The 25,051-nt window shown below is 60.6% G+C and carries 24 protein-coding genes and 1 riboswitch; of the genes, 9 read left to right on the plus strand and 15 right to left on the minus strand.

Translation table 11 applies throughout. The features are described 5' to 3' along the window. Window positions 1–207: 207 nt before the first annotated feature. On the plus strand, window positions 208–1,281 hold the full coding sequence (locus tag RMR13_RS10210) for an acyltransferase (RefSeq protein ID WP_310600530.1): 1,074 nt from the start codon (window positions 208–210) through the stop codon (window positions 1,279–1,281). Window positions 1,282–1,377: 96 nt separating this feature from the next. Here RMR13_RS10210 and RMR13_RS10215 read toward each other — a convergent pair whose 3' ends face one another. From RMR13_RS10215 to RMR13_RS10235, 5 genes are all read right to left on the minus strand, one after another. Continuing rightward, window positions 1,378–1,674: an STAS domain-containing protein gene (locus RMR13_RS10215; RefSeq protein ID WP_310600531.1), complete on the minus strand. Its 297-nt coding sequence runs from the start codon at window positions 1,672–1,674 to the stop codon at window positions 1,378–1,380. Window positions 1,675–1,841: 167 nt separating this feature from the next. Further along, window positions 1,842–2,252, minus strand: a complete 411-nt coding sequence (locus tag RMR13_RS10220) for an ATP-binding protein (protein ID WP_310600532.1) — start codon at window positions 2,250–2,252, stop codon at window positions 1,842–1,844. After that, on the minus strand, window positions 2,249–4,099 hold the full coding sequence (locus RMR13_RS10225; protein ID WP_310600533.1) for a SpoIIE family protein phosphatase: 1,851 nt from the start codon (window positions 4,097–4,099) through the stop codon (window positions 2,249–2,251). Before RMR13_RS10225 ends, RMR13_RS10220 begins: the two co-directional genes overlap by 4 nt. Window positions 4,100–4,169: 70 nt before the next feature. Next, a complete protein-coding gene (locus RMR13_RS10230) occupies window positions 4,170–4,742 on the minus strand; it encodes a hypothetical protein (protein ID WP_310600534.1) in 573 nt (190 codons plus the stop codon). Window positions 4,743–4,841: 99 nt separating this feature from the next. Then, window positions 4,842–5,927, minus strand: a complete 1,086-nt coding sequence (locus RMR13_RS10235) for a radical SAM protein (protein WP_310600535.1) — start codon at window positions 5,925–5,927, stop codon at window positions 4,842–4,844. Between the two features lie 114 nt (window positions 5,928–6,041). On the opposite strand from RMR13_RS10235, the gene RMR13_RS10240 reads away from it, so the two are divergent. Together RMR13_RS10240 and RMR13_RS10245 are read left to right on the plus strand one after the other, a co-directional pair. Beyond that, on the plus strand, window positions 6,042–7,745 hold the full coding sequence (locus RMR13_RS10240; RefSeq protein ID WP_310600536.1) for an MATE family efflux transporter: 1,704 nt from the start codon (window positions 6,042–6,044) through the stop codon (window positions 7,743–7,745). Window positions 7,746–7,763: 18 nt separating this feature from the next. Then, entirely contained in the window at window positions 7,764–9,089 is a 1,326-nt protein-coding gene (locus tag RMR13_RS10245) for a condensation domain-containing protein (protein WP_310600537.1), read from the plus strand. A 258-nt stretch (window positions 9,090–9,347) separates the two neighbouring features. Here RMR13_RS10245 and RMR13_RS10250 read toward each other — a convergent pair whose 3' ends face one another. The 3 genes from RMR13_RS10250 to coaD form a co-directional block, all read right to left on the minus strand. After that, window positions 9,348–10,154, minus strand: coding sequence for a TerC family protein (locus RMR13_RS10250; RefSeq protein WP_310600538.1), 807 nt, complete (start codon window positions 10,152–10,154; stop codon window positions 9,348–9,350). 89 nt (window positions 10,155–10,243) lie between these two features. Further along, a complete protein-coding gene (locus tag RMR13_RS10255; RefSeq protein WP_310600539.1) occupies window positions 10,244–11,473 on the minus strand; it encodes an AI-2E family transporter in 1,230 nt (409 codons plus the stop codon). A gap of 93 nt (window positions 11,474–11,566) precedes the next feature. After that, window positions 11,567–12,097, minus strand: coding sequence for a pantetheine-phosphate adenylyltransferase (gene coaD, locus RMR13_RS10260; protein WP_310600540.1), 531 nt, complete (start codon window positions 12,095–12,097; stop codon window positions 11,567–11,569). Window positions 12,098–12,630: 533 nt separating this feature from the next. Between coaD and RMR13_RS10265 the strand changes: the two genes are divergently transcribed. Next, window positions 12,631–12,945 carry a BON domain-containing protein gene (locus tag RMR13_RS10265; protein ID WP_310600541.1) on the plus strand — a complete coding sequence of 105 codons (315 nt, stop codon included), beginning with the start codon at window positions 12,631–12,633 and terminating at the stop codon, window positions 12,943–12,945. Window positions 12,946–13,059: 114 nt separating this feature from the next. On the opposite strand, the gene RMR13_RS10270 is transcribed toward RMR13_RS10265, so the two are convergent. The 4 genes from RMR13_RS10270 to cutA form a co-directional block, all read right to left on the minus strand. Beyond that, window positions 13,060–15,087, minus strand: a complete 2,028-nt coding sequence (locus RMR13_RS10270) for a DNA topoisomerase IV subunit A (RefSeq protein ID WP_310600542.1) — start codon at window positions 15,085–15,087, stop codon at window positions 13,060–13,062. Continuing rightward, a complete protein-coding gene (locus RMR13_RS10275) occupies window positions 15,084–16,916 on the minus strand; it encodes a DNA topoisomerase IV subunit B (RefSeq protein WP_310600543.1) in 1,833 nt (610 codons plus the stop codon). The genes RMR13_RS10270 and RMR13_RS10275 overlap by 4 nt, the downstream gene beginning before the upstream one ends. 111 nt (window positions 16,917–17,027) lie before the next feature. Next, the gene (locus tag RMR13_RS10280; RefSeq protein ID WP_310600544.1) at window positions 17,028–17,237 is read right to left on the minus strand and encodes a hypothetical protein; all 210 of its coding nucleotides are present in this window, start codon (window positions 17,235–17,237) and stop codon (window positions 17,028–17,030) included. Between the two features lie 6 nt (window positions 17,238–17,243). Further along, window positions 17,244–17,570: a divalent-cation tolerance protein CutA gene (gene cutA, locus RMR13_RS10285; protein ID WP_310600545.1), complete on the minus strand. Its 327-nt coding sequence runs from the start codon at window positions 17,568–17,570 to the stop codon at window positions 17,244–17,246. Between the two features lie 140 nt (window positions 17,571–17,710). On the opposite strand from cutA, the gene RMR13_RS10290 reads away from it, so the two are divergent. Genes RMR13_RS10290 through RMR13_RS10300 form a run of 3 tightly spaced genes read left to right on the plus strand, consistent with a single transcriptional unit; the run spans window position 17,711 to window position 20,108 of the window. After that, window positions 17,711–18,511, plus strand: a complete 801-nt coding sequence (locus RMR13_RS10290; RefSeq protein WP_310600546.1) for a type III pantothenate kinase — start codon at window positions 17,711–17,713, stop codon at window positions 18,509–18,511. Continuing rightward, window positions 18,504–19,439, plus strand: a complete 936-nt coding sequence (locus RMR13_RS10295) for an LD-carboxypeptidase (protein WP_310600547.1) — start codon at window positions 18,504–18,506, stop codon at window positions 19,437–19,439. The genes RMR13_RS10290 and RMR13_RS10295 overlap by 8 nt, the downstream gene beginning before the upstream one ends. A gap of 15 nt (window positions 19,440–19,454) precedes the next feature. Next, window positions 19,455–20,108, plus strand: coding sequence for a hypothetical protein (locus RMR13_RS10300; RefSeq protein WP_310600548.1), 654 nt, complete (start codon window positions 19,455–19,457; stop codon window positions 20,106–20,108). Window positions 20,109–20,227: 119 nt separating this feature from the next. Here the strand turns inward: RMR13_RS10300 and ribB are convergent, their stop codons facing one another. From ribB to queD, 3 genes are all read right to left on the minus strand, one after another. Beyond that, window positions 20,228–20,866 (minus strand): 3,4-dihydroxy-2-butanone-4-phosphate synthase, encoded by a 639-nt coding sequence (ribB, locus tag RMR13_RS10305; protein WP_310600549.1) that lies wholly within the window; start codon window positions 20,864–20,866, stop codon window positions 20,228–20,230. Between the two features lie 161 nt (window positions 20,867–21,027). Beyond that, a riboswitch (FMN riboswitch) is annotated at window positions 21,028–21,170 on the minus strand. Between the two features lie 364 nt (window positions 21,171–21,534). Then, window positions 21,535–22,203 (minus strand): radical SAM protein, encoded by a 669-nt coding sequence (locus RMR13_RS10310; RefSeq protein ID WP_310600550.1) that lies wholly within the window; start codon window positions 22,201–22,203, stop codon window positions 21,535–21,537. Continuing rightward, on the minus strand, window positions 22,196–22,564 hold the full coding sequence (gene queD / locus RMR13_RS10315; RefSeq protein WP_310600551.1) for a 6-carboxytetrahydropterin synthase QueD: 369 nt from the start codon (window positions 22,562–22,564) through the stop codon (window positions 22,196–22,198). Before queD ends, RMR13_RS10310 begins: the two co-directional genes overlap by 8 nt. 195 nt (window positions 22,565–22,759) lie before the next feature. Between queD and RMR13_RS10320 the strand changes: the two genes are divergently transcribed. Together RMR13_RS10320 and RMR13_RS10325 are read left to right on the plus strand one after the other, a co-directional pair. Continuing rightward, window positions 22,760–23,524, plus strand: a complete 765-nt coding sequence (locus RMR13_RS10320; protein WP_310600552.1) for a methyltransferase — start codon at window positions 22,760–22,762, stop codon at window positions 23,522–23,524. Beyond that, complete coding sequence (locus RMR13_RS10325) at window positions 23,509–25,041, plus strand: YifB family Mg chelatase-like AAA ATPase (protein ID WP_310600553.1); 1,533 nt, start codon at window positions 23,509–23,511, stop codon at window positions 25,039–25,041. Before RMR13_RS10320 ends, RMR13_RS10325 begins: the two co-directional genes overlap by 16 nt. Window positions 25,042–25,051 lie beyond the last annotated feature (10 nt).

Genomic DNA, 25,051 nt, shown 5'->3' on the forward strand with positions numbered 1-25,051 from the left:
CCAGGGGCGGCGACCGCAGGGCCGACAGTGTGGTCGCACGAGATCGGTGACCGCAGGCCCGCACATATGGTAGAGTGTTGACGGCAACTTAGGCAAGCCGGCTCGACAGCACCGGGTGTGTCGGGCGCCCCGGATCCGGGCGGCTGTTGCCGATGATGCCGGTCACCGATGCCCATACCCCCCTTATCCCTTGCAACGTGAGTGCTCATGCTCGACAGTGAATCCTCGCTTCGTCTCAAACTCCTCCGTTTCCCGCCGATCGTCGGGGTGATCTACATCCACGCCTACAATACCGCCATCGGCTATGCGGGCGGCGTCCTAGGCGTCACCGAGGTCAACGAACTCACCCGTTGGGTGCGGGTTTTTCTTTCCGAGGGAATTGCCCGCATCTCGGTTCCCCTGTTCTTTCTGATGTCGGGCTACCTTTTTTTCGCCACCTTCCATTGGTCGCAGCAGACCTACTGGCGCAAGATCGTCAGCCGCCTGCGCAGCCTGTTCATCCCCTTTGTTTTCTGGAATCTCGCGGGGCTCGGCTTCCTGGCCCTGATGCAGGCCATCCCCGACTTCCGCCCCTATTTCGTCGGGGCCGGGAAGCTGGTGGCCGACTACGATCTGCCGCAGCTTCTATCCGTGCTGTTCGGGGTGAACGGCTATCCCGTTGCCTACCACTTCTGGTTCATCCGCGACCTCATGTTGCTGGTGCTGATGGCACCGGTGCTGGCGGTCATTGTCCGCTTCCTGCCCATTCCATTCTTTCTGGCGGTATATGTTTGCTGGGTCAGCGAATCCTGGCCGATCTACGCGCCGGGAGCGGTCGGCGTGCTCTTTTTCTCCGCCGGTGCCCTTTGCGGCATCAATCGCCAGAACATCTTCGCCTTCGACCGTTTCGGCCTTGCCATCGTGCTGGTGTACCTGCCGTTGCTGGTTGCCGACGTCATCTGGTACGACGCCTGGTTCAACAATTACGTGCATCGCACCGGGCTGATCGCCGGGGTGTTGGTCACCCTCTATCTCACCAAGTTCGCGGTGCGAAGCCGCGGGCTCTGCAATGCGCTGCTCGCCCTTGGCGGCGCCAGTTTTTTCGTCTACGCGGCCCACGAGCCGTTGCTGGGCATCCTGCGCTTGCTGGCCTACAAGTACATTCCCCTGGACAATCCCTATACCGTCCTGCTCCTGTACCTGGGCATCCCGATCCTGGTGATGGCCTTGCTGGTCGGCTGCCACCGCGTCCTCAACGCGGTCTGCCCCCGAACCCTGGGGATCATCACCGGCGGCCGTTGAAACGGGATGCACGAACGACGGCAAGAGGCGGCCGCGACACTTGTTGCCGGTGTGCCAAGCACCGGCGCTCCGAGGTTTGCGCAGGGGGGGCGGACCTTATTCCAAGGTTAAGAAGTCTGAAAATCCGGTGAGTTCGAATACTTCGAGGATGGATTCGTTGGCGTTGCGGATGCGCAGGGAACCGCCGGAGGACATGGCGCGTTTCTGGGCGGACAGCAGAACCCGCAAACCGGCGCTGGACAGGTAGCTCAGCTGGGCAAAATCGAGGATCAGGTTGGAAGAGGCCGCCAGCGCACGGATGGCTTCGTCCAATTGCGGGGACGTGGTGGTATCGAGGCGGCCGTTCAGGGCAAGATGGAGCGCGTCGTTTTCTTGATGGGTCCGGATATTCATGCAAGCCTTCCTTCGGTAGCTCTTTTCAGTGACTGTGTTTGCCCGCGACCGGAAACATGGCGGTCTTCTCCGGCGGCGGTTTGGATTTTGAACATTGACGCCGTTGCCAGGCATGCACCCGGCGATTTTCGCGGGAAATATCCGGCAAACGGCCAGATGCGTCCAGGCTAGAGTTCCTTCTTGAGCGTCAGGATATTTTTTCCGTCTTTATATTCATACGCTACCTCCGACATGATTTTTCGGACCATGAGAAGGCCGAGCTTTCCCACCTGGCGTTGGTCCGGCGGCAGTGTGGTATCCAGCGGTTCGTGTTCCAGGGGATTGAAAGGAATGCCCCTGTCCAGGAATTGGAGGACCACCTGGGGAGGATGATCCTCGACCGTGCACCGGATACGCGCGTCGCCCTTGGCCAGCGGGTAGGCATAATGCGCGATATTGGTAAAAATTTCTTCTACCGCGACCAGAATCTGATGCCGGGCCTTGAGCGGGATGTCGCGTTCGCTCAACTCTTCCTCCACAAAAGCCAGGACGCTCGGAAGAACCGCATCCGCCACCGGATCGACCAGGAATTCTTTCATGAATCTATCCCGTTGCGATATTCCAGCGCAAGCAAAGTTATATCGTCCGTCTGTTCCGCTCCGTTGGTGAACGAATCCAGTGTCTGTTTCAGGGCGGAAAGCAGTTTTTTGGGCGAGAGCGGCCGGATTGCCTCGCTGTTGATGAAGGAGCACAGCCTGTTTTCCCCGTAAAGCTCGGCATCAGGATTGGCCGCTTCGGTGACGCCATCCGTGTACAGCAATAAAGATGCGCCCGGCGCTAGAGTGAGCGTCGTGGCGACGTACCTGGTCCCTTGCAGACCCCCCAGCACAAAATGCCGTTTCATGGCGAGCGGAGCATAGGCATCGCGTTTGGATGCCGCCATGAATGGCGGATTATGCCCGGCGTTGACGCAGGTAAGCTCGCCGGTGGCGATATTTAGCGCCGCGGCAAAACAGGTGACGAACATGTCGGTGGGATTGTCCTGGCACAGCAGATCGTTGACCGCGGTCAGGGCTTCGCCGAGATCGCTGCCGGCAAGCATGTGGTTTTTCAAATGGGCCTTGGCGGTCATCATGAAGAGCGCCGCCGGGATGCCTTTGTCCGATACGTCCGCGATGGCGAATCCGAGATGGGTTTGGTCGATCATGAAAAAATCGTAAAAATCCCCGCCCACTTCCTTGGCCGGGACCATGGAGGCGAACAGGTCGAATTCCTTTTGGTACGGCGCTGTGGTCAGCATATCGGGCAGAGCCCCTTGCTGAATCGCTTTGGCCAGGGCGAGCTCTCTGTTGATGCGCTGCTCTTTATCGGCGGCGGCGGAACGCAAGGCATCGACCATGGTGTTAATGCCGCCGGAAAGGGCGGTGAATTCCGGGTTGCCGGTCACCGCGACCTGTTCATGAAGATTTCCGGCCGTTATTTTCGCCAGGGAAGCATTGATGCCGTGCACGCCCGCGACCACCGTCCTCCGCACCAGCAGCGACACCAGCAGGAAGAGTACCCCGAAGAGGAGCAGGTTGCCGGCGATGAGATACAGCGCGCCGGCGTTGCGGCCGGCATACACTTCATTTTCGGGGAGCAGCCCAAGAACGGTATATTCGCCGTATCCGGACGCCACGTATAAAAACGTTTCTCCAGCACTTCGGGTCCAGTGGGCAGCTGCGTCGAGAGGCGTTGCCGCAGGCAGACCGAAATCCTCGGTGCTCTTGCCCATCCATTGCCGTAGCGCACTGCCGATAACCGTGTCGTTCCGCAGGATCAGGATGCTCCCGCCGGAACCGATGCGCAGGCCATTCGAGATGTTTTCCGCCCCTGCCACCGCCAGGGCGGTTTGCAGCCGGTGAGGGTAAAATCCCACCTGGACGATGCCCGGTTGGTCCAGCCGGCCGACGCCCGCGTATTGATATAACATGCCGCCGGCGCCACGGGGCATGGGCGGCTGCACAAGCGAAAACGCCGGCGATTGCACGGCGGGCATGAACTCCAAGGATTGCGGCGAGGTTTTCATGTCGTAGCCGACGAGATCCTGGTGCGATGAAGCGGTGATTATGCCGCTGTGGTCGCAGACATGCAGCTCATCCACATCGAGCGTTGCGGTCAACGCTGCCAACCGGGCGTTGTCGCGTGCAAGCGATGGATCGAGCCGCAGCAGTTCGGCGAACGCCCGCGCCTTGGCCGTGGCCGCGCGGTCCGTAATGCCGCGCAACGCCGAAGCGCTTTCGGCATTGACCGCGAGTTGGGCCAGGGTGTCGCCGATTTTGGCCCGGATCAGGGCCGCCGCGTTCTCTTCGGCCCGGCGGGTTTGATCCCAAAAAAGAATGCCGAAGGAAAACGTGAAGACGGCAACCATGCACACGAGAAGCCATTGTTGGAAAATCCTGAGCATCGTTTCCTTGGGGGACGGTTTGGCGCCGTCCTGCGCATTCTATACCATATTGGGCCAACCTGGCGTCGGATCAGGTCGTGGCAAATCCGAAGCACGGCGGAAGGCTGCCGTCCCGGAAGGTGGCGGCCATATCCCGCAAAGCGTCCAGTAGCGGGACATCGTGGAGTTCCACCGTAAATTGTACCGTTTCCAGGCACTGTTCGACAATGTCGAAGAGATGGGCGGGGATAGTGCTCATGGGTGGCTGCCGGGCAACAGGTGCGGCAACAGCTGGATGCCCGTATAGACGCCGCATGCCACCTGCAGGCTGGTGCCGTTGACGCCCTCGCAATGTCGAATTCGATTTATAGCATGGTATGCGGCTTGACCGCGTGGTGCCGCCTGACATGAATTCGATCAGGTCGGTCTCCAAATAATGGAGGCCGTATTTCCGGCAGAGATTGAGCAGCGAAAAATTGCTGTCGTCCGTCAGATTGACGACCAGATCAAGCGAGTTGCCATGGTCGGCAAGGACTGCCTCGGCTGACGTGCCTGTCGTTTTCTCCGCGACCAGCACTTCGGCGATATTGGCGGGAGGATGCGCCTTGAGGATGGTGTGCACGGCCCGTTCGACGCTGCCGTATCCGGCAAGAAGAATGTTCATCCCGCTTGGTTGCTTCCTCGTTGCCACTGCCCGGCGCACCGCAGCCCCAGTCGGATCTTCCGGATTCCCGGCGGTGTGATTGCCTGCGCCCACTCAACGTCAGGGCGTGTATTCCATGACATCAAGCAACCAACCCGACAACTTGTTCTCATACTCGGGGTATCGATGCAGGGTTTTTTGCAGTACAGCCTTGTTTTCAATGAACAAATCGAACATGAACCGATTCAGCCGGCAGTATTCGTCGATCCGTGCGGCGGAGAATTCCCGGTGCATCCGCCCGCAACGTCCCATGCACAACGGTCGGTAGGCGCAGTCTCGACAGCAAAAATCCGTCAACCTGAAATCCCTGAACTCCACGCCCCCGGCAATATCGCCGATGGCGTGAAGGCCTCCGGGCACGTTGTCGCAGCAGGCGTAGCAGGAACCGTCCGTTTGGACGAAGATCATGTGCCGGTCATAGCCGCAGCAGAACAGGGAGTCGTCCCGGTCATGGAAAAACATGAACTTCAGCACGGCCATGAAGGGGATGTAGTGCAGCAGGACGCCGCCTTGCAGCCGGCGCAGCCAGTCGTCGAACAGCAGGCGCACTTCGTAGGTATAGGTGGCGTAAAAAGCGTCGAAGTTTGCGAGGACGGCGCAATTTTCCAGTTGCCAGTGCACATAGTCGAAAAAGCGGTCCACCAACACGATCTCAGCAAAAAGGCTGGTTTTTTCCGTGACGGTAACCCGGGCTACCATGGGGACGCCGCTCTTTTTCCTCACGCCCAGGGCATTGTCGATCACGGTGGAGAAATAGCCGTTACCGAGATTGTATTTGGGAATTCTCTCGTAATTGATGGAATACATGATCAACGACAGCGTGGACAGCACCGTATCGGGGATGGCGTCGAGCAGGAGGCCGTTCGTATGCAGGATCGGCTTGAGGTTGTAGCCGGCAAGCTCCTGTTCGAGACAGGCCAGAAGGCTGGCGATACGGGCATATTCCAGCGTGGGTTCGCCGCCGAAGAGGAAAAGCATGACGTCCCGGTCATTGAATTGCTCGGCCGTTCTTTTTATGAACGCGGCCAGGTCGCTGTCGGGATATTGGGGGAGACGGGGGATCTTATTCTTTTCACAGTCAAAAAGAGAGGAGCAATACTCGCAGTTCAGGTTGCATGCATTGGTAATGTAGATATTATATTCCATTCCGCTCTTCTTTGCCTTTTTCCAGCGGGTGCGTTGGCGCACGGAGTACTCTCTCCGCGCGATATAACTCGGTAATTCATAATTTATCGGCTAAGAATTGGCAAGAAGCAGAACATGATCAAGACCTTCGCCGCCCACAAGTTTTTGACCCTGATCGCCGCGGGCTCGCTGGCGATGCTGGTTGAATACCTCTTGCTTCTTTCCGACAGCCTGATCGCGGGCAATATGCTGGAGGAACGCGCGCTCAGCGCCATCACCCTTTCCAGCCCGGTCTTCTCTTTTATCGTTTTCATCGGCTTCATGATTGCCATCGGCACGATGGTCGTCTTTGCCCGGCAGGTGGGCCGGGGGAAACGCCGGATTGCCGACCTCTACTTCAGCCAGGGACTTATTCTCGTCGTTGGCGCCGGTATGCTGCTGACCGCAGGACTGCTGGTGCTGTTCGCCGCCGTTCCCAACTGGTTCGGCGTTTCGGAGGAAGTGAATGGCTACGTGCGCGATTATATGTGGTTCATGTGCTTCCTGCCGCTTCCCTTGCTGCTCAATACCTATCTCTACGACATTGTCATGCTGGAAGGAGGGGAAACGCTGTGCGCCGCTTCTTCGGCGGTGCAACTGGCCGTCAACATCGGGCTTTCGATAGTTCTTTGCAGGGTCATGGGAATCGGTGGCATCAGCCTGGGGACCCTGCTCACCTGCATCGTAACGGCGGGCATGCTGGGGCTTTTTTTCCTGACAAAACGCAACACGCTCCATTTTCGATGGTTTCTCAGCCTGCGTGCCGCCATGCGGGTGATGAAATTCAGCGCCGTCGACTCGAGCGTGTATCTGTTTTTGGCCGTCATGCAGTTGGTCATGAATTTTTTTTTACTGCAGCAATTCGGCCAGGACGCCATTGTCATCTTCACCGTGGTCATCAACACGTTGACCCTGTTGTTGGCGGGTTTTGACGGCATAGGCGAGGCCATAATGCCGCTGATCAATGTCTACCGGGGCGAAGGCGGCCAGAAAGGCATCGTGAAGACCATGCGCGTCGCTGCCAGGGCCGCGCTGCTTGAGGGCATGGGGGTAATGGTTTGTTTGTGGATGTTCGCCGATGCCATTCCCGGCCTGTTCGGCATTGAAACGGCCGAATTGACGAGCCAGGCTGCGGATGCCGTTCGGATTTTTTCGCTGGCAGCCATCCCTGTCGCCCTGATCCTGCTGTATACCTCCTATTATCTGTATATCGAAAAAATAGCGCTTTCCCTCACGGTTACCGCTGCCTATATCCTGGTGTTCCCTCTGGTGCTGGGCATTGCCTGCGGCCTGGCGTTCGGCCTGACGAGCGTCTGGTGCGCCTTTGCGGCGAGCAGTTTTTTCGTGTTGATGCTGGGCGGCATATATGTGCGTTGGCGGTATCGGGAGAAAACCTTCCCCCTGCTGCTGGATGAAGGCGCCCTTGCCCGTGAACTTTCCTATGATCGGCCCAAGACCAAAGAAGGTATCATGGATCTGGTCCATGCGGTCGAACGGGATTTGGAAGCGAACAGGGTGGATCGAAAAAAGATTTTTAAAATCATGCTGATGATTGAAGAAACGGGCATGTACGGTCTGGAGCAGGGAGAAGAGAAAAACGCGGTTATCGAGTGCACCGTCTTGCTCGGCAGATCCATTACCGTAATTTTGCGGGATAGCGGAAACCGGCCGTTTGTCATGGACGAGGATGCGGCAGTCGCCTCCTTTTCCGGGTACGTGTACACCCGACTGCTTGCGGCGCAGCAGGAAAAAATGCACATGCTGACCAGTGGCAAGAATCGGATTACCTATACATTTTGAGCGTCGGTCGAGGTGGCTATGAACAGAGACATCCCTTTGGAGAAACGATATGAATTTTCAAAATCCCAACAGGAGCAGCTGGATTTGGAGGATGACACCCAAGGCGAGTCCCGCGTCAACAGCGTTTGCGGACTTTATTGGCTCGATCCAAGGTACTCCAACCAGCTCATTGAAAAAGCGGCCAACTTGATCTTGGAGCACGAGCAGGCGCTCCGGCTTCGTTTTGCCCAGCGGGACGGCGAGTTTTTTCAGTACGAGCAGGAATTCGAGTATGTCAGCATCCCGGTCATCGAAACGGCATGGTCAAGGGACGAAATCATCGCCAGTGCCAGAAACGAGGTCATGGCGAAGAGTTTCGTTCCGGAGGCCCCGCTTTACGACCTGCTGATTGTGCGCAGCGCCTTTGCCGTTGCTCTTCGCTCGCTTTTTTTTCATCTTGTCATGGACGGCATCAGCATGGGGCTTTGGGGCGATCTGTTGACCTCGTATTGCCGCATGCTGTTTGATGGGGAACGTTTCGATTGCGAAACCCACTCTTTTACCGATAGTTTTGCAAAAGAAAAGCACATGCTTGCAAGCCCTCGCCGCCAGGCGGACTGGCGATACTGGGCCGAAAAAATGCGTGACTGGACCGGATGCTGCAAGATCAATCCCCACAAAGTGGCAACGGGAAATCCTCGGGGCAAGCGATTGAGCGTGCCGCTCGACAAGGCGTTTCTCCAGCAGATCTATGCGCATTGCGAAGAACGGGCCTTTTCCCCGGCCATTTTGTTTCGCGCCGCTCTGGTCCTGTATCTGTTATGCAAAAATCCCGGCATGAATCGCATCGACCTGGGCGAAACCATCTCGCATAGGAAGGATAGCGCCCAAAAGCAAACCATGGGCAATTTTGCCCTGGAAATCCTGGTGTGCATCGCTGTGCCCGACCAGGATGCCGATGTCGAAAGTCTGTACAAGGCGATACGAAAGGCGGGAAGAGAGTCGTATTACCATTCCATGTGCTCATATGAAGATGTGCTGCGCATGGTGCAATTCCAGCGTCCGGAAGTCGAGGCGCTCCGCGATGTGCAATTCGGCTATATTCCCCCGGTATCGTGGCACCGTAAAGCTTTCGATGGTACCTGGATCGCGAACGAAAGCCCGGAGACCAGCCTTGAATTCATTATCCTCAGTCCGTTCAGCAAGGAGGACGTGGTCATCATGTTCGATTACCGGGACGATACCTTTTCCGCCGAGGAGGCGAGCGCTGCCTTGCACAGCATCCTGGGGTTGGTCAAAGCGTGCATTGCCAATCCGTCTATGAGCATCCGGGATGCCTGCCAACTGGTGGAAGCGCAGGGGTGAACAACCGCGGGTCGTGAAAATTCCGGGTAGGGGTCGCGAACGGGACGGGGAGTCGGGAATGGTGCCAAGACGTCCGTACGCACGGACGGCCAAGACATCTCGAGGTGGCAACCGCTGCGGAACCGAACCGAACGGCTTTCCTGGCACGGCAGCTCAACGGGTCGAAGCCCGCGGCCGGCACCGGCCAACTCAACCAGTCACGGTGACCTCATAGAGTTGGCGGATACCGCCTCAAAAGATGCGGACGATGCCCGGCTGTTAACGGCCGGAAAAGCGGGCGCTACCGCTGCTCCGGCCCGCCCTGGCCTGCCGGTCCTTGAGTTCCTCGTACACCTGGTGCAGGTGCACGGGCGCGGGTTTACGGCGCCGCTTCAAACGCAGGTTGAGCATCTCCACGATGAACGAAAAGGCCATGGCGAAATAGAGGTATCCCTTGGGCATGGCATGCCCGGTTCCTTCGGCGACCAGAGCGACGCCCACCAGGACGAGAAAGGACAGGGCCAGCATCTTCACGGTGGGGTGCTGCTCGACAAATTCGCCGATGGGGCGGGCCGCGAACATCATCACCCCGATGGCCAGGACGATGGCGGTGATCATGACCCAGAGATGATCGGCCAGCCCCACCGCGGTGATCACCGAATCCAGGGAGAACACGATGTCGATGATGGCGATCTGGACAATCACCATCCCCATATTCGAGGCCAGATGCGCCGGCCGGTGGCTTTCCTCGTCTCCTTCGAGGCTGCCGTGGATTTCCATGACCGCCTTGTAGATGAGGAATAGGCCGCCGAGAAGCAGGACCAGGTCGCGGCCGGAGACCGGATGCCCCATCACCTCGAACAAGGGTGCCACCAACTTGGCCAGCCAGGCCACCGACATCAACAACACGATGCGGGTGCCCATGGCCGCCAGCAGGCCGAACCGCCGGGCAAAGGGCCGCTTGTGTTCCGGCAGGTTCCCCACCAGCAGGGTGATGAAGATGATATTGTCGATTCCCAGTACGATCTCGAGGATGGTCAGCGTCAGGAGGGAACTCCAGATGCCGATGTCAAATATCCAGTCCATGATGCCTTGTGGTTGGTGGTGCGTTGCAAAAAAGGCGGCCCGAATCAGGGCCGCCGCCAAAACGAATTAAAAAAGAAGCGCCGGGCGTGTCATTCCCCGGTGGCTGGTGGGGGAAGCGGCTCGGGCTCACTTTTTTCCTTGATGCGGATGGCATGGCCGAACACATAGGTGCAGATCGGCACGCCGAGAATCAGTCCCCAGAAATCGAACAGCTTGCCGCCGATGGTGAGGATGATGAGGATGATCACCGAATTGATCCGCATGTAGGAGCCGTAAATCCTCGGATTGAGGATATATCCCTCGATCAGATGGATGATGCAGATCAGCAGGATGGCCAGCAGCATGATTTGCAGCCCCTCGGTTTGCAGGGCGATCAGACAGATGGGGATGGAGCTGATGAACACGCCGATCACCGGGAAGAAACTGCAGAAAAAGACGATCACCGACAAAAAGGCCACCTGTTCGCCCAAGCCGAGCAGGGTGATGCCGATGGCGGTCAGAAAGGAATTGATGATGGCGATGATCAGCTGGGCTTCCAGGGCCTTGCCCAAAACCTGCGAAAAATCACGAATATTTCCCGCGACGCTGCGGTAGATGAATCGCAGCTTGGTCGATTCCAAGGCCCGGACGCTGGCCCCCAACTTGGGCAGGTCGAGCACGATGAGAAAGGAAAAGAGCAGGGACAGGAGAAAGGCCGAGGTGGTGGAGGCAATCTTGCCGCCGATGTTGCCGAGGGTGCCGATGACATGGCCGACATTCTGCACCCCACTGCCGACAGTCTGCGTTCCACCGCCGGTGCTCTGCGTTCCGCCGGGATCGCCCAGCCGCAGCAGTTGCTGCAGCATGAGGGCCGTGGGCGAATGCTTCAACCCTTTTTTTTCTCCCCCTTCCGGTGGCGGCTGTTCCTGTTTGCTGGCGAGTTCCGGGACAAGCTCGCCCATCAACGGGTACCGTTTGCTCAAGGAGAACAATTCCTGATCGACCCGGCCGAGGTAGGTGGTGAACTGGCTGGCAAAGACCTCGGTCTGTTTCTTCACCTTGGGAACCAGGAAGATGCCGGCGGCGGTCAGGATGCTGAGGAACAGCAAGGCCACGAGCACCACCCGCACGATCCGGTTCTTGATGCGGGTCTCGAGGCGGCCGACGCTGCGGGCCTGGATGTAGGAAAAGACAAAGGTGAGAAACAACAGGAGAAAAAAGGAGCGCAGCAAGTAGATGACGCCGAAGAACATGCCCCAGACCACTACCGTGGCGACATGGGGAAAGATCCGGTCCCAGGGTTGGGGAAGAAAGCGGAACGGGTTGTCTTCGTGGCTCATGGATAAAAAAAGCGGACAGGGAAAAGGTCGTTGCCGGAAAGGAGGCGATCTTTAGAAATCGATATGTTAATGGCGCCGGCCCGGTCTGTCCATTCAGATTTTTTCCAAGGCGGTCTTTCGGGCGCGACTAAGATCTATCCCCCCAAATTTATTCAGCATTTTATAGTAAACCGTGTCCGGCACATATTCGCGGACCACCTGCTCCCAATCGTCGGATCCCACCAGCCCCTTGATCAGGCTGGAGCTGACCTCGACCAGATAGCGGGGGGACATCATGAACAGGGTCTGGATGGTGTCGGTCATGTTGCCGTTGACGTAGCGCATGCCGCGCTCATAGGTGTAATCCTTTTCGTTGCGGATGCCGCGCAGGATGTAGTCGGCTCCGATCGATTCGGCGAATTTGGCCAGGAACTTGTTTTCGAAGTGGACCACTTCGATGTTGTCGTAGTGGGCACACAACTCCTCCAGCATTTCCAGGCGTTCATCCAGGGTAAAGCAGTATTCCTTCTGCGAATTTTGGCCGATTGCCACGTAGAATCTGGTGAACAGGCGCGCGCCCTGTTCGATGATCCACAGATGGCCGTTGGTCGGAGGATCGAAACTGCCGGCATAGATTCCTATCATTGCAATTCCTGTTGGGTGCGTTGCGGATGATGGCCTGCCGGGGTGCAGACCTCGGCGTCGTGACAACCGCCCGCGAACCGCTTCCCGCCGGGGCAATGCCCCCTGGAGGGCCAGCCGGCTCCGGCAAAGGAAGAGTCGCGGTTTCGGGCGCGCATCGTTGCCCGAACGGGTTCGGCAGGCAGCACCGGGCCGGGCTACATGCCGGAAGGTGCTCAGCTATAGCAAACAGGGCTGTTTCCCGTCAATATTATATTCCGGTAAAAACGGATCAAAGAACGGTTTGTGTCGGCAAAAAGGGAATGCGGGGTTGCGGGCGGCGCGACCATTTTTCGATCCGGCGCCAGCAGGGGTGGCACGCTGGGGAGAGCATTCAGATTTACTCTTGTGCAACTAGACAGAATTGATTAGTTGTTTCATTAAGTTGGACGCAGGGTGATCCGCGGGTCCCTTTTCGCGCGCAGGTTGCGAGCACGGATGGCGACTTTCAGCCGGATCGTCACCGCAAATATTCATCAGGAAACGGAGGAATTGTGATGGAAAAAAACAAGATGCGAATCGGACTTGCTTTTCTGCTGACGATACTGTTGTCGCTGGTTGTTTCCTGCACCACCCCGGCCGGTAGGAGCGCCGGCACCGTGGTTGACGATGCCGGCATCACCACCGAAGTGAAGGCGGCCCTGTTTGCCGACAAGGATCTGAGCTCCATCGCGATTTCGGTGGAGACCTTCCAGGGGGAAGTCGTGCTGACCGGTGCGGTCGACTCCAAGGCCGAGAGCAGGAAGGCGGAATCGATCGCCCGCTCGGTCAAGGGCGTGGCCAGGGTCAAGAACCTGCTCAAGATAAAATAGATAAAAAAAAACCGGCAACAATGCCGGTTGATTCGATCCCATATCGACGAGAACGGGGCTGCCGCGATGCAGCCCCGTTTTTTTATTCGCTCCCCGCCATCGGCAATCGTTCGTTTATTCCTTGGCCGGGTTGTCCGATTCGTCGGCCGGCGAACCGATTCCCGGTAAATCCATGGGCGTGGGCTGCGGTTTTTTCGCGGTGCCGGTAACGTCGGCCACCTTGCGGACCGTGCGGGTGGCCACCCGTTTTCCCTTGGCGCCGACCCCCTTGATCAGCACCTCGTCGAGATCGAGTTCGATGGAATTGTATTTGGCCCGGGACGACGGCGCCAGGCTGGCCCGAATCCGCAACCCCTCTTTGCCCAGCCGCAACAGGAGGATGGCCGAGCGTTTGCTTTCCTCGAACAGCCGGTATTCGCGGCCGATGATGAACTTGGGCATGGCGAACCGTTTGACATAGGCCAGGTTTTCCGGACCGTGGCGATAGACCAGGTTGAACACCAGATCGTTCCTCACCACCCCCAGCCAGTACAGATCCGGACCGACGAACAACTTGTCCGGCACGTTGATCACCTTGTACAGCCCATCCTTGAAGATCAGCAGGAGCCGGTCGTACTCGGAACAGCAGCATTCCAAATCGGCGGCTGCGTCCTCGGACTTGATCTTGTGGCCGAGGAAGCCGGATTCACGGTGGTAGCCCACGGTGAGGTCGGCGGCGGCGGCGGCCCGGGCATCCACCTCGTCAAAGGCCCGCAGCTCGCTTTTGCGCGGAAACTGCTCGCCGTAGCGGGCGATCAGGTCGTCCAGGCAGCCGATGGTAAAGCCGACCATGTCGGTCAGTTGCTGTTTGATCAGGGCGATCTGCTTTTCGATCTCCCGCAGTTCCTTCTCCTGGCGGTTGATGTCGTAGCGGGAAATGCGGCGGATCTTGATTTCCAGAAGCCGTTCCACGTCCTCGCCGGTGACCTTGCGCTGCAACTCCTCGGCAAAGGGCACCAGCGACTGGCGAATGGTGGAGACCACCGCCTTGTAGTTGATCTTCTCCTCGATCTCCTTGTACAGCCGTTGTTCGATGAAGATCTGCTCCAGCTTGCGCGCATGCCATTTTTCTTCCAGCCGGCCCAGCTCGATCCGCAGTTCCTTCTCCAGGTTGGTCTTGAGCAGGTCGGTGTTGCGTTTGAGCACCTCCTCAACCGTGTGCTGCCGGGGCAGGTTGTCCTCGATGGTCACCAGGCTGGGCGAGACGCTCAGCTCGCAGTCGGTGAAGGCGTAGAGGGCGTCGATGGTCTCCTCGGCCAGCACGCCGCGCGCCAGCTTGATCTCCACCTCCACCTTTTCGGCGGTGTAGTCGTTGATCGAGGCGATTTTCAGCTTGTTGGCCTTGGCCGCCTTTTCGATCGATTCGATCAGGTTCTGGGTGGTGAGGTTGTAGGGCAGTTCGGTGACGATAATGGTCTTGGGATCGGGCTGCTCCAGCTTGGCCCGGCAGCGCAGCCGGCCGTTGCCGTGGTCGTAGTCGGTGACGTCGATGATGCCGCCCCGAGGGAAATCCGGATAGAGGGTGAAGGATTCGCCTTTGAGATAGGCGATCTGGGCGGAGAGCAGTTCGCCAAAGTTGTGCGGCATGATCTTGGTGGCCATGCCCACGGCAATGCCCTCGGCGCCGAGCAGCAGCAGCAGCGGGATCTTGGCCGGCAGCCGCACCGGTTCCTGCATGCGGCCGTCGTAGGAGTCGACGAACTCGGTCAGGTCGCGGTTGAACAGGGTCTCGCGGGCCAGCGGCGACAGCCGGCATTCGATGTAGCGGGGAGCCGAGGCCTGGTCGCCGGTGAAGATGTTGCCGAAGTTGCCCTGGCGATCGATGAGGTAGCCCTTGTTGGCCAGGTTGACCAGGGCGTCGAAGATCGACTGGTCGCCGTGCGGGTGGAGCTTCATGGTTTCGCCGACCACGTTGGCCACCTTGTGGAAACGGCCGTCGTCCATGTTGTGCAGGGTCTGGAGGATACGCCGCTGCACCGGCTTGAGGCCGTCGTCCACGTCGGGAATGGCCCGTTCGCGGATGACGTAGGCGGTGTAGTCGAGGAAATTGGCGTCGAACAGGCGGTGCAGCTTGCCGCGGGGGGCTTCGGTGGTTTCGCTCATACCGGCCTCAGGATCAGGTGGTCCATGATGTACTGTTTGCGTTCCGGCGTGTTCTTGCCCATGTAGAAGCGCAGCACTCGGCTGACTTCGCTCAAGGAATCGAGCCGCACCTGCCTAAGCCGCATGTCCGGGCCGATGAACTGCTTGAATTCGGGCGGCGAAATTTCGCCCAACCCCTTGAATCGGGTGGTTTCGATGGCCCGGTCGCCCTTGCCCTTGGCCTTGAGCGCGTCGATGGCCATGTCCATGTCCCGGTCGGAGTAGCAGTAGAAGGTCTTTTCCTTGTTGCGCACCCGGAAGATCGGGGTTTCCAGGATGTAGACCCGCTCCTGCTTGATCAGCAGCTCGAAGTAGTGGAGGAAGAAGGTGAGCAGCAGGTTGCGGATGTGCAGGCCGTCGACATCGGCGTCGGTGGCCAGGATCACCTTGTCGTAGCGCAGGTCGGCGATCGATTCCTCGATGTCCAGGGCTTGCATCAGCGAGTACATTTCCTCGTTCTTGTAGAGCACGTCCAGCCGTTGGCCCAGAACGTTCATCGGCTTGCCCTTGAGCGAAAACACCGCCTGGATCATGGGGTCGCGGGCGGAGACGATCGAGCCGGCGGCGGATTGGCCCTCGGTGATGAACAGCATGTTCTCCCGGCCGGGCTTGGAGGCGTGCCCTCGCGAGGGATGGTATTTGCAGTCCTTCAGCTGGGGGATCTTGAAGGCGATTTTCTTGGCCTTGGCCTTGGCGTCGCGCCGCACCGACTGCAGCTCGCGCCGCACCCGCTCGTTGCGCTGCACCTTGTCGACAAAGACCTCGGCGGTTTCCGGAAACTTGTAGAGGTGGGTGGCCACCGCGTCCTTGACCGCGCCCACGATTCCGGCGCGGATATCGGTGTTGCCCAGCTTATTCTTGGTTTGCGACTCGAACACCGGCTCCTGCACCTTGACCGCCAGGATGCCGACGATGCCGTCGCGGACGTCGAGGCCGTTGAACTTCTTGCCGGTGAATTCGTTGATCCCCTTGAGGATGCCTTCGCGGAAGGCGGAGAGATGGGTGCCGCCCTCGCTGGTGTAGGTGCCGTTGACAAAGGAAAAATAGGACTCGCCGTAATCGTCGGTGTGGGTGAAGGCGAATTCGAGCGCCTTGTCGGCGAAATGGATAGGTGGATAGATTCGCTCGCTGCTGACCTCGCGGTCGAGCAGATCGAGCAGGCCATGCTTGGAGAGGTACAGCTCGCCGTCGAGGGACAGGCTGAGGCCGGCGTTGAGGTAGGCGTAGCGCCACAGCCGCAGGTCCACGTATTGGGGGTCGAAGCGGTAGCCGGCAAAGATCTCCTGGTCGGGCACGAATTCCACCAGTGTGCCGTTCTTCTCGTTGCTGTCGCCTTCCTCTTCGCTTGCCAGCAGCCCTTGGACGAAGCGGGCGGTTTTGAAGCGGCCGTCGCGGAAGGCGGTGACCGCGAACCGGGTGGACAGGGCGTTGACCGCCTTGGTGCCGACCCCGTTGAGCCCCACCGAGAACTGGAACACCTCGGTGTTGTACTTGGCGCCGGTGTTGATCACCGAAACGCATTCCACCACCTTGCCCAGGGGGATGCCGCGGCCGTAGTCGCGGACCCGGCACAGGCCGTCCTCGCCCACGTGGAGGTCGATCCGCTTGCCGAATCCCATGATGTATTCGTCGACCGCGTTGTCCAGAATCTCCTTGAGCAGGATGTAGATGCCGTCGTCCGGATGGGAACCGTCGCCCAGTCGGCCGATGTACATGCCCGGCCGCTTGCGGATGTGCTCCAGCGAACTGAGCGTTTTTATTTTCGATTCGTCGTACTGGTGTTCAGTCATGGAATTCGGGGAAGAGATGATTGGATGAAAGGCCGGCCGCGGCATGGCGTCGGCAGGACGGAAAGCGGTCTTGGTTGAACATGGCATGCGATGCTTCCGGCCGCATCCGCTTCACTCCATCATGTGGACCCGTTCGCAGTCCGGACAGATCCAGGTGGGGCCGTTGCTCATGCCCCATTTGTTTTCCTCGAAGCAGGCCGGGCAAATCTGGAAGCCGCAGCCGCAACTCCAGCAAAAAGGTTTTTCCTGTTTACAGCAATGGCAGCGGAACTCCTTTTTCCGCCGCCGGCCCCGCGCCGGTTTGTTGGCCTGGTCGTCCATGGCGGCTCACTCCTTGGGGGGGCGCAATTCCTGGGCCATCCAGTCGAGATAGCTTTGGCCGCCGTCCTCCACCGGGAAGGTCAGAATCTCGGGCACTTGGTAGGGATGCTGGGCCCGGATGGCCGCGTTCAGCTCGGGGAACAGGTCGCGGCGCGACTTGATGGTGCAGACCTGTTCCTCGCTTTGTTCGATGGCGCCCTGCCAGTGGTACCGGGAGCTGCAGGCGCTGATCTGGACACAGGCGGCAAGCCGCTCTTCCAGCACCGAGGCGGCCAGGCGCTCGGCGCTGGCCCGGTCGGGCAGGGTGGTGATCACCTGGATGTAGGGGGGCATGGCATTCTCCGAAAAATCAGGCAAAGGGCGGGCCCGGCGCCAGCTCGGGCTGGACCAAAAAGACAAATTGGACTATCTTACCAGCGCTTTTGCAAAAAGACAAACCTCACCGTTCTTCCTTCAACCATACAGGTGGTCGCATGCTCTTTGCCGTGGATGTCGGCAACTCCCATACCGTCAGCGGTATTTACAAACAAGGCCAGTTGGTGGGCAGTTGGCGGCTGCAGTCTCGCCAGGACCGTACCGCCGACGAATTGGCCATCCGCTACCACGGCCTGTTCCAGATGGCCGGCATCAACCCGGACAAGATCACCGGCTTCATCGTCGCCTCGGTGGTGCCGATTCTGGAAACCAGCTGGCTCCATTTCGCCCGCAGCTACCTGACCAAGCTCAGGCAGCCGCCCCTGGCGGTCACCCACACCCTCAAGCTGGGGATGAAGGTGGACACCGAAAACCCGTCCGAGGTCGGCGCCGACCGGATCGTCAATGCGGTGGCCGCCTGGGAACGGTACCGGGTTCCGCTGATCGTCATCGATTTCGGCACGGCCATCACCTTCGACTGCGTCAACGATCTGCCCGCCTACGTGGGCGGCACCATCCACCCCGGTATCGGCATCTCCCTCGATGCCTTGGCCAGCCGCACCGCCAAACTGCCCCGGCTGGATATCGACGTCACCCCGGACCAGCCCATCGGCACCACCACGGTCAAGGCCATCCATTCCGGGGCCCTGTACGGGTTCGGCGGTCTGGTCGATCGGATGGTGCAGGTGCTCAGCCGCCAGCTGACCCCGGACCAGGAGCGGGCCAAAACCATCGCCACCGGCGGCATGGCCGGCCTGATCAAGCCCTATACCAACACCATCGACGACATCGATCAGGACCTGACCCTGACCGGCCTGCGCCTGATCTATCGGCTCAACTGCAAGGGCAAGGATGAATAGCCAGCCGATTCTGCCGCCCAGACTGCGCCGGGGCGAAACTATCGGCCTGTTCTGCCCGTCCGGGCCGGTCCGCAATGTCGAGCGGCTGCAGGCGGGTATCCGGCTGATCGAGGACGCGGGTTTTGCGGTAAAACTCCAGGGGTCGGCAGCGCCCACCGACGGCTACCTGGCCGACAGCGACGAAAAGCGGGCCGCGCATCTGCACGCCTTGTGGAGCGACGACGAGGTCCGGGCCATCGTCGCCATTCGCGGCGGTTATGGCTGCCTGCGGCTGCTCGAGCGGCTGGATTGGGAGCTGTTCCGGAGCCGCCCCAAATTGCTGGTCGGCTTCAGCGACGTGACCGTGCTGCTCAACTGCCTGGTCGATCGTTCCGGTCTGGTTGCCGGTCACGGGCCGATGGCCGGCACCCTTGCCAGGATCGACGAGCCGAGCCGGGCCTCGCTTCTTGCCCTGCTGACCGGCACCTTCGAGGAACGGATCAAGCCCAGGGGCTTGGAGATTCTGAGGGGCGGCACCGGCCGGGGGCGGCTGGCCGGGGGCAACCTGACCACCTTGCTCCATCTCTTGGCCACGCCCTGGGATAGGCATTGGGATGATTGCATTCTGGTGCTGGAGGACACCAACGAACCCCTTTACCGGCTCGACCGAATGCTGACCCACCTGGCCCTGGCCGGGCGACTGCAGCGGCTGGCCGGGCTGGTGCTCGGCGATTTCGATCTCGGCGGCGACGAACTGGCCAATCTGCGGCTGCAGGAGGCGGTCTGGGCGCGGGTGCTGGAGTTGGCTCCGCCCGGCTACCCGATCTGGGCCCGTTTCCCGACAGGACATCGGGAGCGCAACCTGGCCCTGCCCATCGGCATGGAGGCGGAGATGGATTCGGGGAACGGCACGCTGACCCTGCTGCCCGCCTCGACTATTCCGGCCTGAACGAGGCAACACTGTATGCTGCGGCGTTTTTTCCTCACCGTTTTCTCCTTGAGCCTGCTGCTTGCCGGCGTTCTGGTCAGCCTGGTGCCGCTTCTGCTGCTCCGTTTGCGGCTGGATGCGCCGACGTTCGCCATGGCGATCTGCGTCTGGCTGGCGCCGGTGCTGCTGGCCTTGCTGCCCCTGACCAACATGCTGCTGCGGCGGATTTGGTTTTTTCGGGGGCAGGGCGAGCCGGTGTCGCTCGACCAGCTGCGGCAGCGGCTGTTGAGCGTCAATGCCATGGATTGCCCGGTAACGGCGTTTGCCATGCGCAAGAAGATCGTCTTCACCTGGCGCGTTAACGAGCTGCGCTGGTGCGAGTTGTTCAGTCGGCTGGGCAAGGATCGGCTCGAAGAGCTGCACTGCCGGTTCGATGCCGATACCCGGACCGTGTATCTGAGTGACCGGGTGCGGCTGGCCGATTTCGTCATCTGCCCGGACCGGGTCAAAACCGGCCGGTCCCGCATCCCCCTGCCGCTGCTTCGAGCGTCGATCAAGCGGCTTGGCGCCATCGAGCAATACGCGGCCCTGGCCGAGCACGACTTTGCCTTCCGCGCCCGCGAAATCAAGTCGCCGGTGCTGGGCACCATTCTCGCCAGCGGCTGGCACGTCCGCTACAGCCTGTTCTGAGCGCGGCCGGCTTTTCCTTTCCTTGCAAAACACCGGGGGCCTTGCGGCCCCTGGAATCGGGTGAAAACGAAATATTCCGGGCTGGCACCAAACTCCACGCCTGCCCGGAACGTCTTGGGTCATTGGCGGTAGGCGACGATATCCTCGATGGCCAGCACCGGCAGGTCGTGTTGTTCGGCAAAGTCGACGATCTGCGGCAGGCGGGCCATGGTGCCGTCCGGATTGGTCAACTCGCAGAGTACCCCCGCCGGATTCAATCCCGCCAGTTGCATCAGATCGACCGTGCCCTCTGTGTGCCCCCGCCGCTGCAGCACGCCGCCGGGCTGCGCCCGCAACGGGAAGACATGGCCCGGCCGCGACAGGTCAGCCGGCTGGGCGTCCTCGCGGATGGCGGTGCGGATAGTGGTGACCCGATCCCGGGCCGAAACGCCGGTGGTCACCCCTTGCTTGGCCTCGATGCTGACGGTGAAGGCCGTCCCGTACTGGCTGGTGTTGCGGTCGACCATCATCGGCAGCTCAAGCCGGCTGACCTGCTCGTCCGTCAGGCAGAGGCAGACGATGCCGCTGCATTCGCGGATGAGCATCGCCATTTGTCCGGTGGTGAGATGCTCGGCCGAAAAGATGAGATCGCCTTCGTTCTCCCGGTACTCATCGTCGACCAAAAGCAGGCCCTGGCCCCGTTGCAGCGCGGCCAGCGCGTTTTCGACCCGCTGTTCGGGGCTGCCAAAGCGGGATAGAAGGGAAGTGGTCTGATTCATGGTGCCTCCTTAAGGATCAGTGACCAGAATCAGGGCGTGCGGGAACAACCGGCCCCATGCCGGTTTGGAATCGGACAGAGCGCCGTGGACCGTCCGCACCGGGACGAATCCCGTGCCGTGCGCAGGCGCAACCCGGCGGTCCGGCGGCGAGTCTGCCGTCAACCTATTCTCTCCCATCCGGACTGTCACCGTCGGCTCCGGCCTTTCACCGGATCTGCTTGACCCTGCTCGATGAGCAGGCGCTCGCGGGCTTGCCTTGCGGCTTACCGCCGGTAGGGAATTTCACCCTGCCCTGAGAATGGCCGCACTATAAAGGAATCGATGCCTGGCAACAATAGGTATTTTCACGCAATTGGCCGGCGGTTTCGCGGTGGCTGAAGGGCGGAAGTGGGCAGGATTGCTGCGGTTGCAAAAAGGGGGAAGGCGGGAGGACGGGTTGCTTGGGCGAGGGCCGTTGCATCGCGGGGAGCGGGTGGTAAAAACAATCCGGGCGGACGCCGCAATCGGTTTCGCCCGGATTGTTTTTGCTGTCGGGAGTGGGAACTTAGAGGCTGCCGTCAACCGTGTCGCGGGGCAGGATGTTTTTCACGTCGAAAATGATTGAGGCGGGCTTGCACATCCGGCTATAGGACGCCGATGAGCCAACTGGAAGTGTTTTTTGAGAAAAATCAAGCGCCTCTTGTTTTCTCCGGCCAGAGCAGGGTATGCAATTGGAGCTGCAGGCGCACGGGCAGCCGGTATGCCAGCAACAATTCGGCCAGAGCCGCCGGATCGAGCAGGGGGCGGACCGGCGAGAACAGGATAGGATGCATTGCCGCCAACCCGGTGCGGGCGACCAACTCCCGCGCCCAATGAAAGTCGTCCTCCGAACTGAGGACGAACTTGATCTCGTCCCGGCAGCTGCGCTCTCGCCGCCCCCGGAGGACTGCGAGGTTATCCGGCAGGTTGCGGTCGGCCATGCCGGAACCCGGACACTTGATGTCCATGATGATCCGCACCGCCTCCGGAACCCGGTCAAGCACCAGACTGCCGTTGGTTTCGAGCAGCACTTCGCGGCCCTCACGGAGCAGAGCCCGCATCAGGGGATAGGCGGCTGTCTGCAGCAGCGGCTCGCCGCCGGTGATCTCCACCGGCACACCGGGCGTTGACGCGGCCCAGGCGAGGATCTCCTCCACGGTCATCGGTGTGCCCGGTTCCTGCCAGGCATAGCAAGCATCGCAGTAAGCGCAGCGCAGATTGCAGCCCGCCAGGCGGACGAACAGGCAGGGCAGTCCGGCCCAGGTCGATTCGCCCTGGATGGAATAGAACAGTTCCGAGACGTGCAGCGGTTCAGTCACCGTAGTAAATCACCCCGCTGGATTCGGTTTCCCGCACCTCGACGCTGTAGAGCCGGTAGCGATCGGTGCGCAGGGGCCGGTCGAGCTCGCGGAAAAGGTACATGGCGATGTGCTCGGACGAGGGATTGATCTCACGGAAGGCCGGGTGTTGGTTGAGGTCGCGGTGATCGAGCTCGTCGACCACGGTGTTGACCGTCTGCTTCAACTGCTTGAAATCGATGCCCATGCCGAGGTGATCGAGCTTTTCGGCCCGCACGGTCACCTTGATCTGCCAGTTGTGGCCATGGGGATTTTCGCAGTTGCCCGGATAGGCCCGCAGGTGATGGCCGCCGGAAAAATGGGTGCGGATGAAAATGTCCATAATTCTGAGTTGTTTTTGATTTTGTGTTATTTTTATTGTTTGATGCCCCGGCTGGCGAAATGCGACTTGCGCATTCGTACGCACATGGTAAACAGGTTCGTTGTCCTGTCGAAAGCGGGATGCGAACGGAATATTGTAGCAGGAACGAGACCGTCTCGCCAGCCCGTTGTCAACACTCTCATGGGGGAGTCAGCCGTGTCGGAACCCAATCTTCTTTGCAATGCAGTAACCGATGATGCCCTGTTCAACGGCAAGCTGATCTGCCGCCAACCCCGCAACGGCTACCGCTTTTCGGTGGATGCGGTCCTGGCCGCTCATTTCGTCAATCCGGGGGCGGACCGGCGGGTGCTCGATCTCGGCTGCGGCTGCGGCGTTATCGGCCTGATCCTGTGCTTCCGCTATCCGGATATCGTGGTCGAGGGGCTGGAGTTGCAGGAGTCACTGGCCGATTTGGCCGAGGCAAACGGCCGGAGCAACGGGGTCGGGAGCCGTTTTTCGGTGCGGCGCGGCGATGTTCGCGCCATTGCCGAGTCGGTGTCGCCGGAGTCCGTTGACGTGGTGGTGTGCAATCCCCCCTACGGCGGGAGGAAAACCGGCCGACTGAACCGGGATAGCCAGGCGGCCAGCGCCCGCCATGAGGTGCAGGGCGGAATCGAGGATTTTGTCCGGGCGGCGGCGTTCGCGGTCAAAAATCGGGGACAGGTGGTGTTCGTGTACCCGGCCCGGCGCTGCAACACCCTGCTCGCCGCCATGCAGGCCCACCGGTTGACGCCCAAGCGGCTGCTGCCGGTCTATTCCTATTCCGAAGCGTCCCAGGCCTGCCTGGTTCTGGTCGAGGCGCGAAAAAACGGCGGCGAGCAGATCGACATTTTGGCGCCGTTTTTCATCCACCAGCACGGCGGCGGCTACAGCCCGGCCATGCGCGCCCTCTACGAGGCTTCTCCGTGCTTGCCAAGGTAATCGGCTGTTCGGTGTCCGGGGTCGAGGGGCTGCTGGTCCAGGTGGAGGTGGACCTGGCCCAGGGGCTGCCGTCCTTTTCCACGGTGGGGCTGGCCGAGGGCGCGGTGCGCGAGGCCAAGGATCGGGTCCGGGCGGCGATCAAGAACGCGGGCTACAGTTTTCCCCAGCATCGCATCACGGTCAACCTGGCGCCGGCGGCGGTCAAGAAGGAGGGCACCGGCTATGATTTGCCCATGGCAATGGGCATCCTGGCTGCGGCCGGGTTGGTGGACGGCAGCGGGCTCGAGCGGACCGCCATGGCCGGCGAGCTTTCCCTGGACGGATCGGTGCGGCCGGTGCCGGGCGTCTTGCCCATGGCCCTGGCGGCTTGCCGGGAGGGAATGGACCGTTTTCTGGTGCCGGCGGGCAATGCCGACGAGGCGGCCATTGTCCAGGGGATCGACGTCTACCCGGTCGAACGGCTGGACCAGGCCGTGGAATTGCTTGCCGGCCGTATCGCCCTGGCGTCGGTGACGCTCGATCCGGCCGAACTTTTTGCCCGCCACCGCGACCGCTATCAGGTCGATTTCGCCGACATCAAGGGGCAGGAGTACGCCAAGCGGGCCATGGAAATCGCCGCGGCGGGCGGCCACAATGTCCTGCTGACCGGGGTGCCGGGAACCGGCAAGACCATGATGGCCCGCCGGCTGGCGACCATCCTGCCCGATTTGACCTTGGAGGAGGCCATCGAGACCACCAAGGTTTTTTCCTCGGCCGGGCTGTTGCCCGAGCGGGAACCGCTGCTGGTGACCCGTCCCTTCCGTGCCCCGCATCACACCGTGTCCGATGCCGGCCTGATCGGCGGCGGCCAGGTGCCGCGTCCCGGCGAGGTTTCGTTGGCCCACAATGGCGTGCTCTTCCTCGACGAGCTGCCGGAATTCAAGAAGCATGTGCTCGAGGTCCTGCGCCAGCCCTTGGAGGACGGCACGGTGACCATCGCCCGCGCCTCGTCCAGCCTCCGCTTTCCGGCCCGGTTCATGATGGTTGCGGCCATGAACCCATGCCCCTGCGGTTTCTTGGGAGACCGCCTCCGGTCCTGCACCTGCACGCCGCTGCAGGTGCAGCGCTACCGTAGCCGCCTGTCCGGACCGCTTCTGGATCGCATCGACATGCATGTCGAGGTGCCGCCGGTGGCGGTGCAGGAGATGCTCGGCCAGCCGGAAGGAGAGCCGTCGGCCGCGATCCGGCAGCGGGTCAACCAGGCCCGGAGCCGCCAGCGCCAGCGGTTTTCCGGCACGGCCGACATCCATTGCAACGCCCAGATGGGCGCCAGGGAAGTCAAGAAATTCTGCCGCCTCGATCCCGCCTCGGCCGATCTGCTCGGCCAATCGATCTCCCGGCTCGGCCTTTCCGCCCGGGCCTACCACCGCATCCTCAAAATCGCCCTGACCATCGCCGATCTCGCCGGCGCCGCCATGCCGGACCAAAGCCATGTGGCCGAGGCGATTCAATACCGACGCCTCCAGTTCGACCTCTAAAAGGGGGGGG

This window comes from Desulfobulbus sp. (assembly GCF_031547805.1).
Taxonomy (GTDB): Bacteria; Desulfobacterota; Desulfobulbia; order Desulfobulbales; family Desulfobulbaceae; genus Desulfobulbus.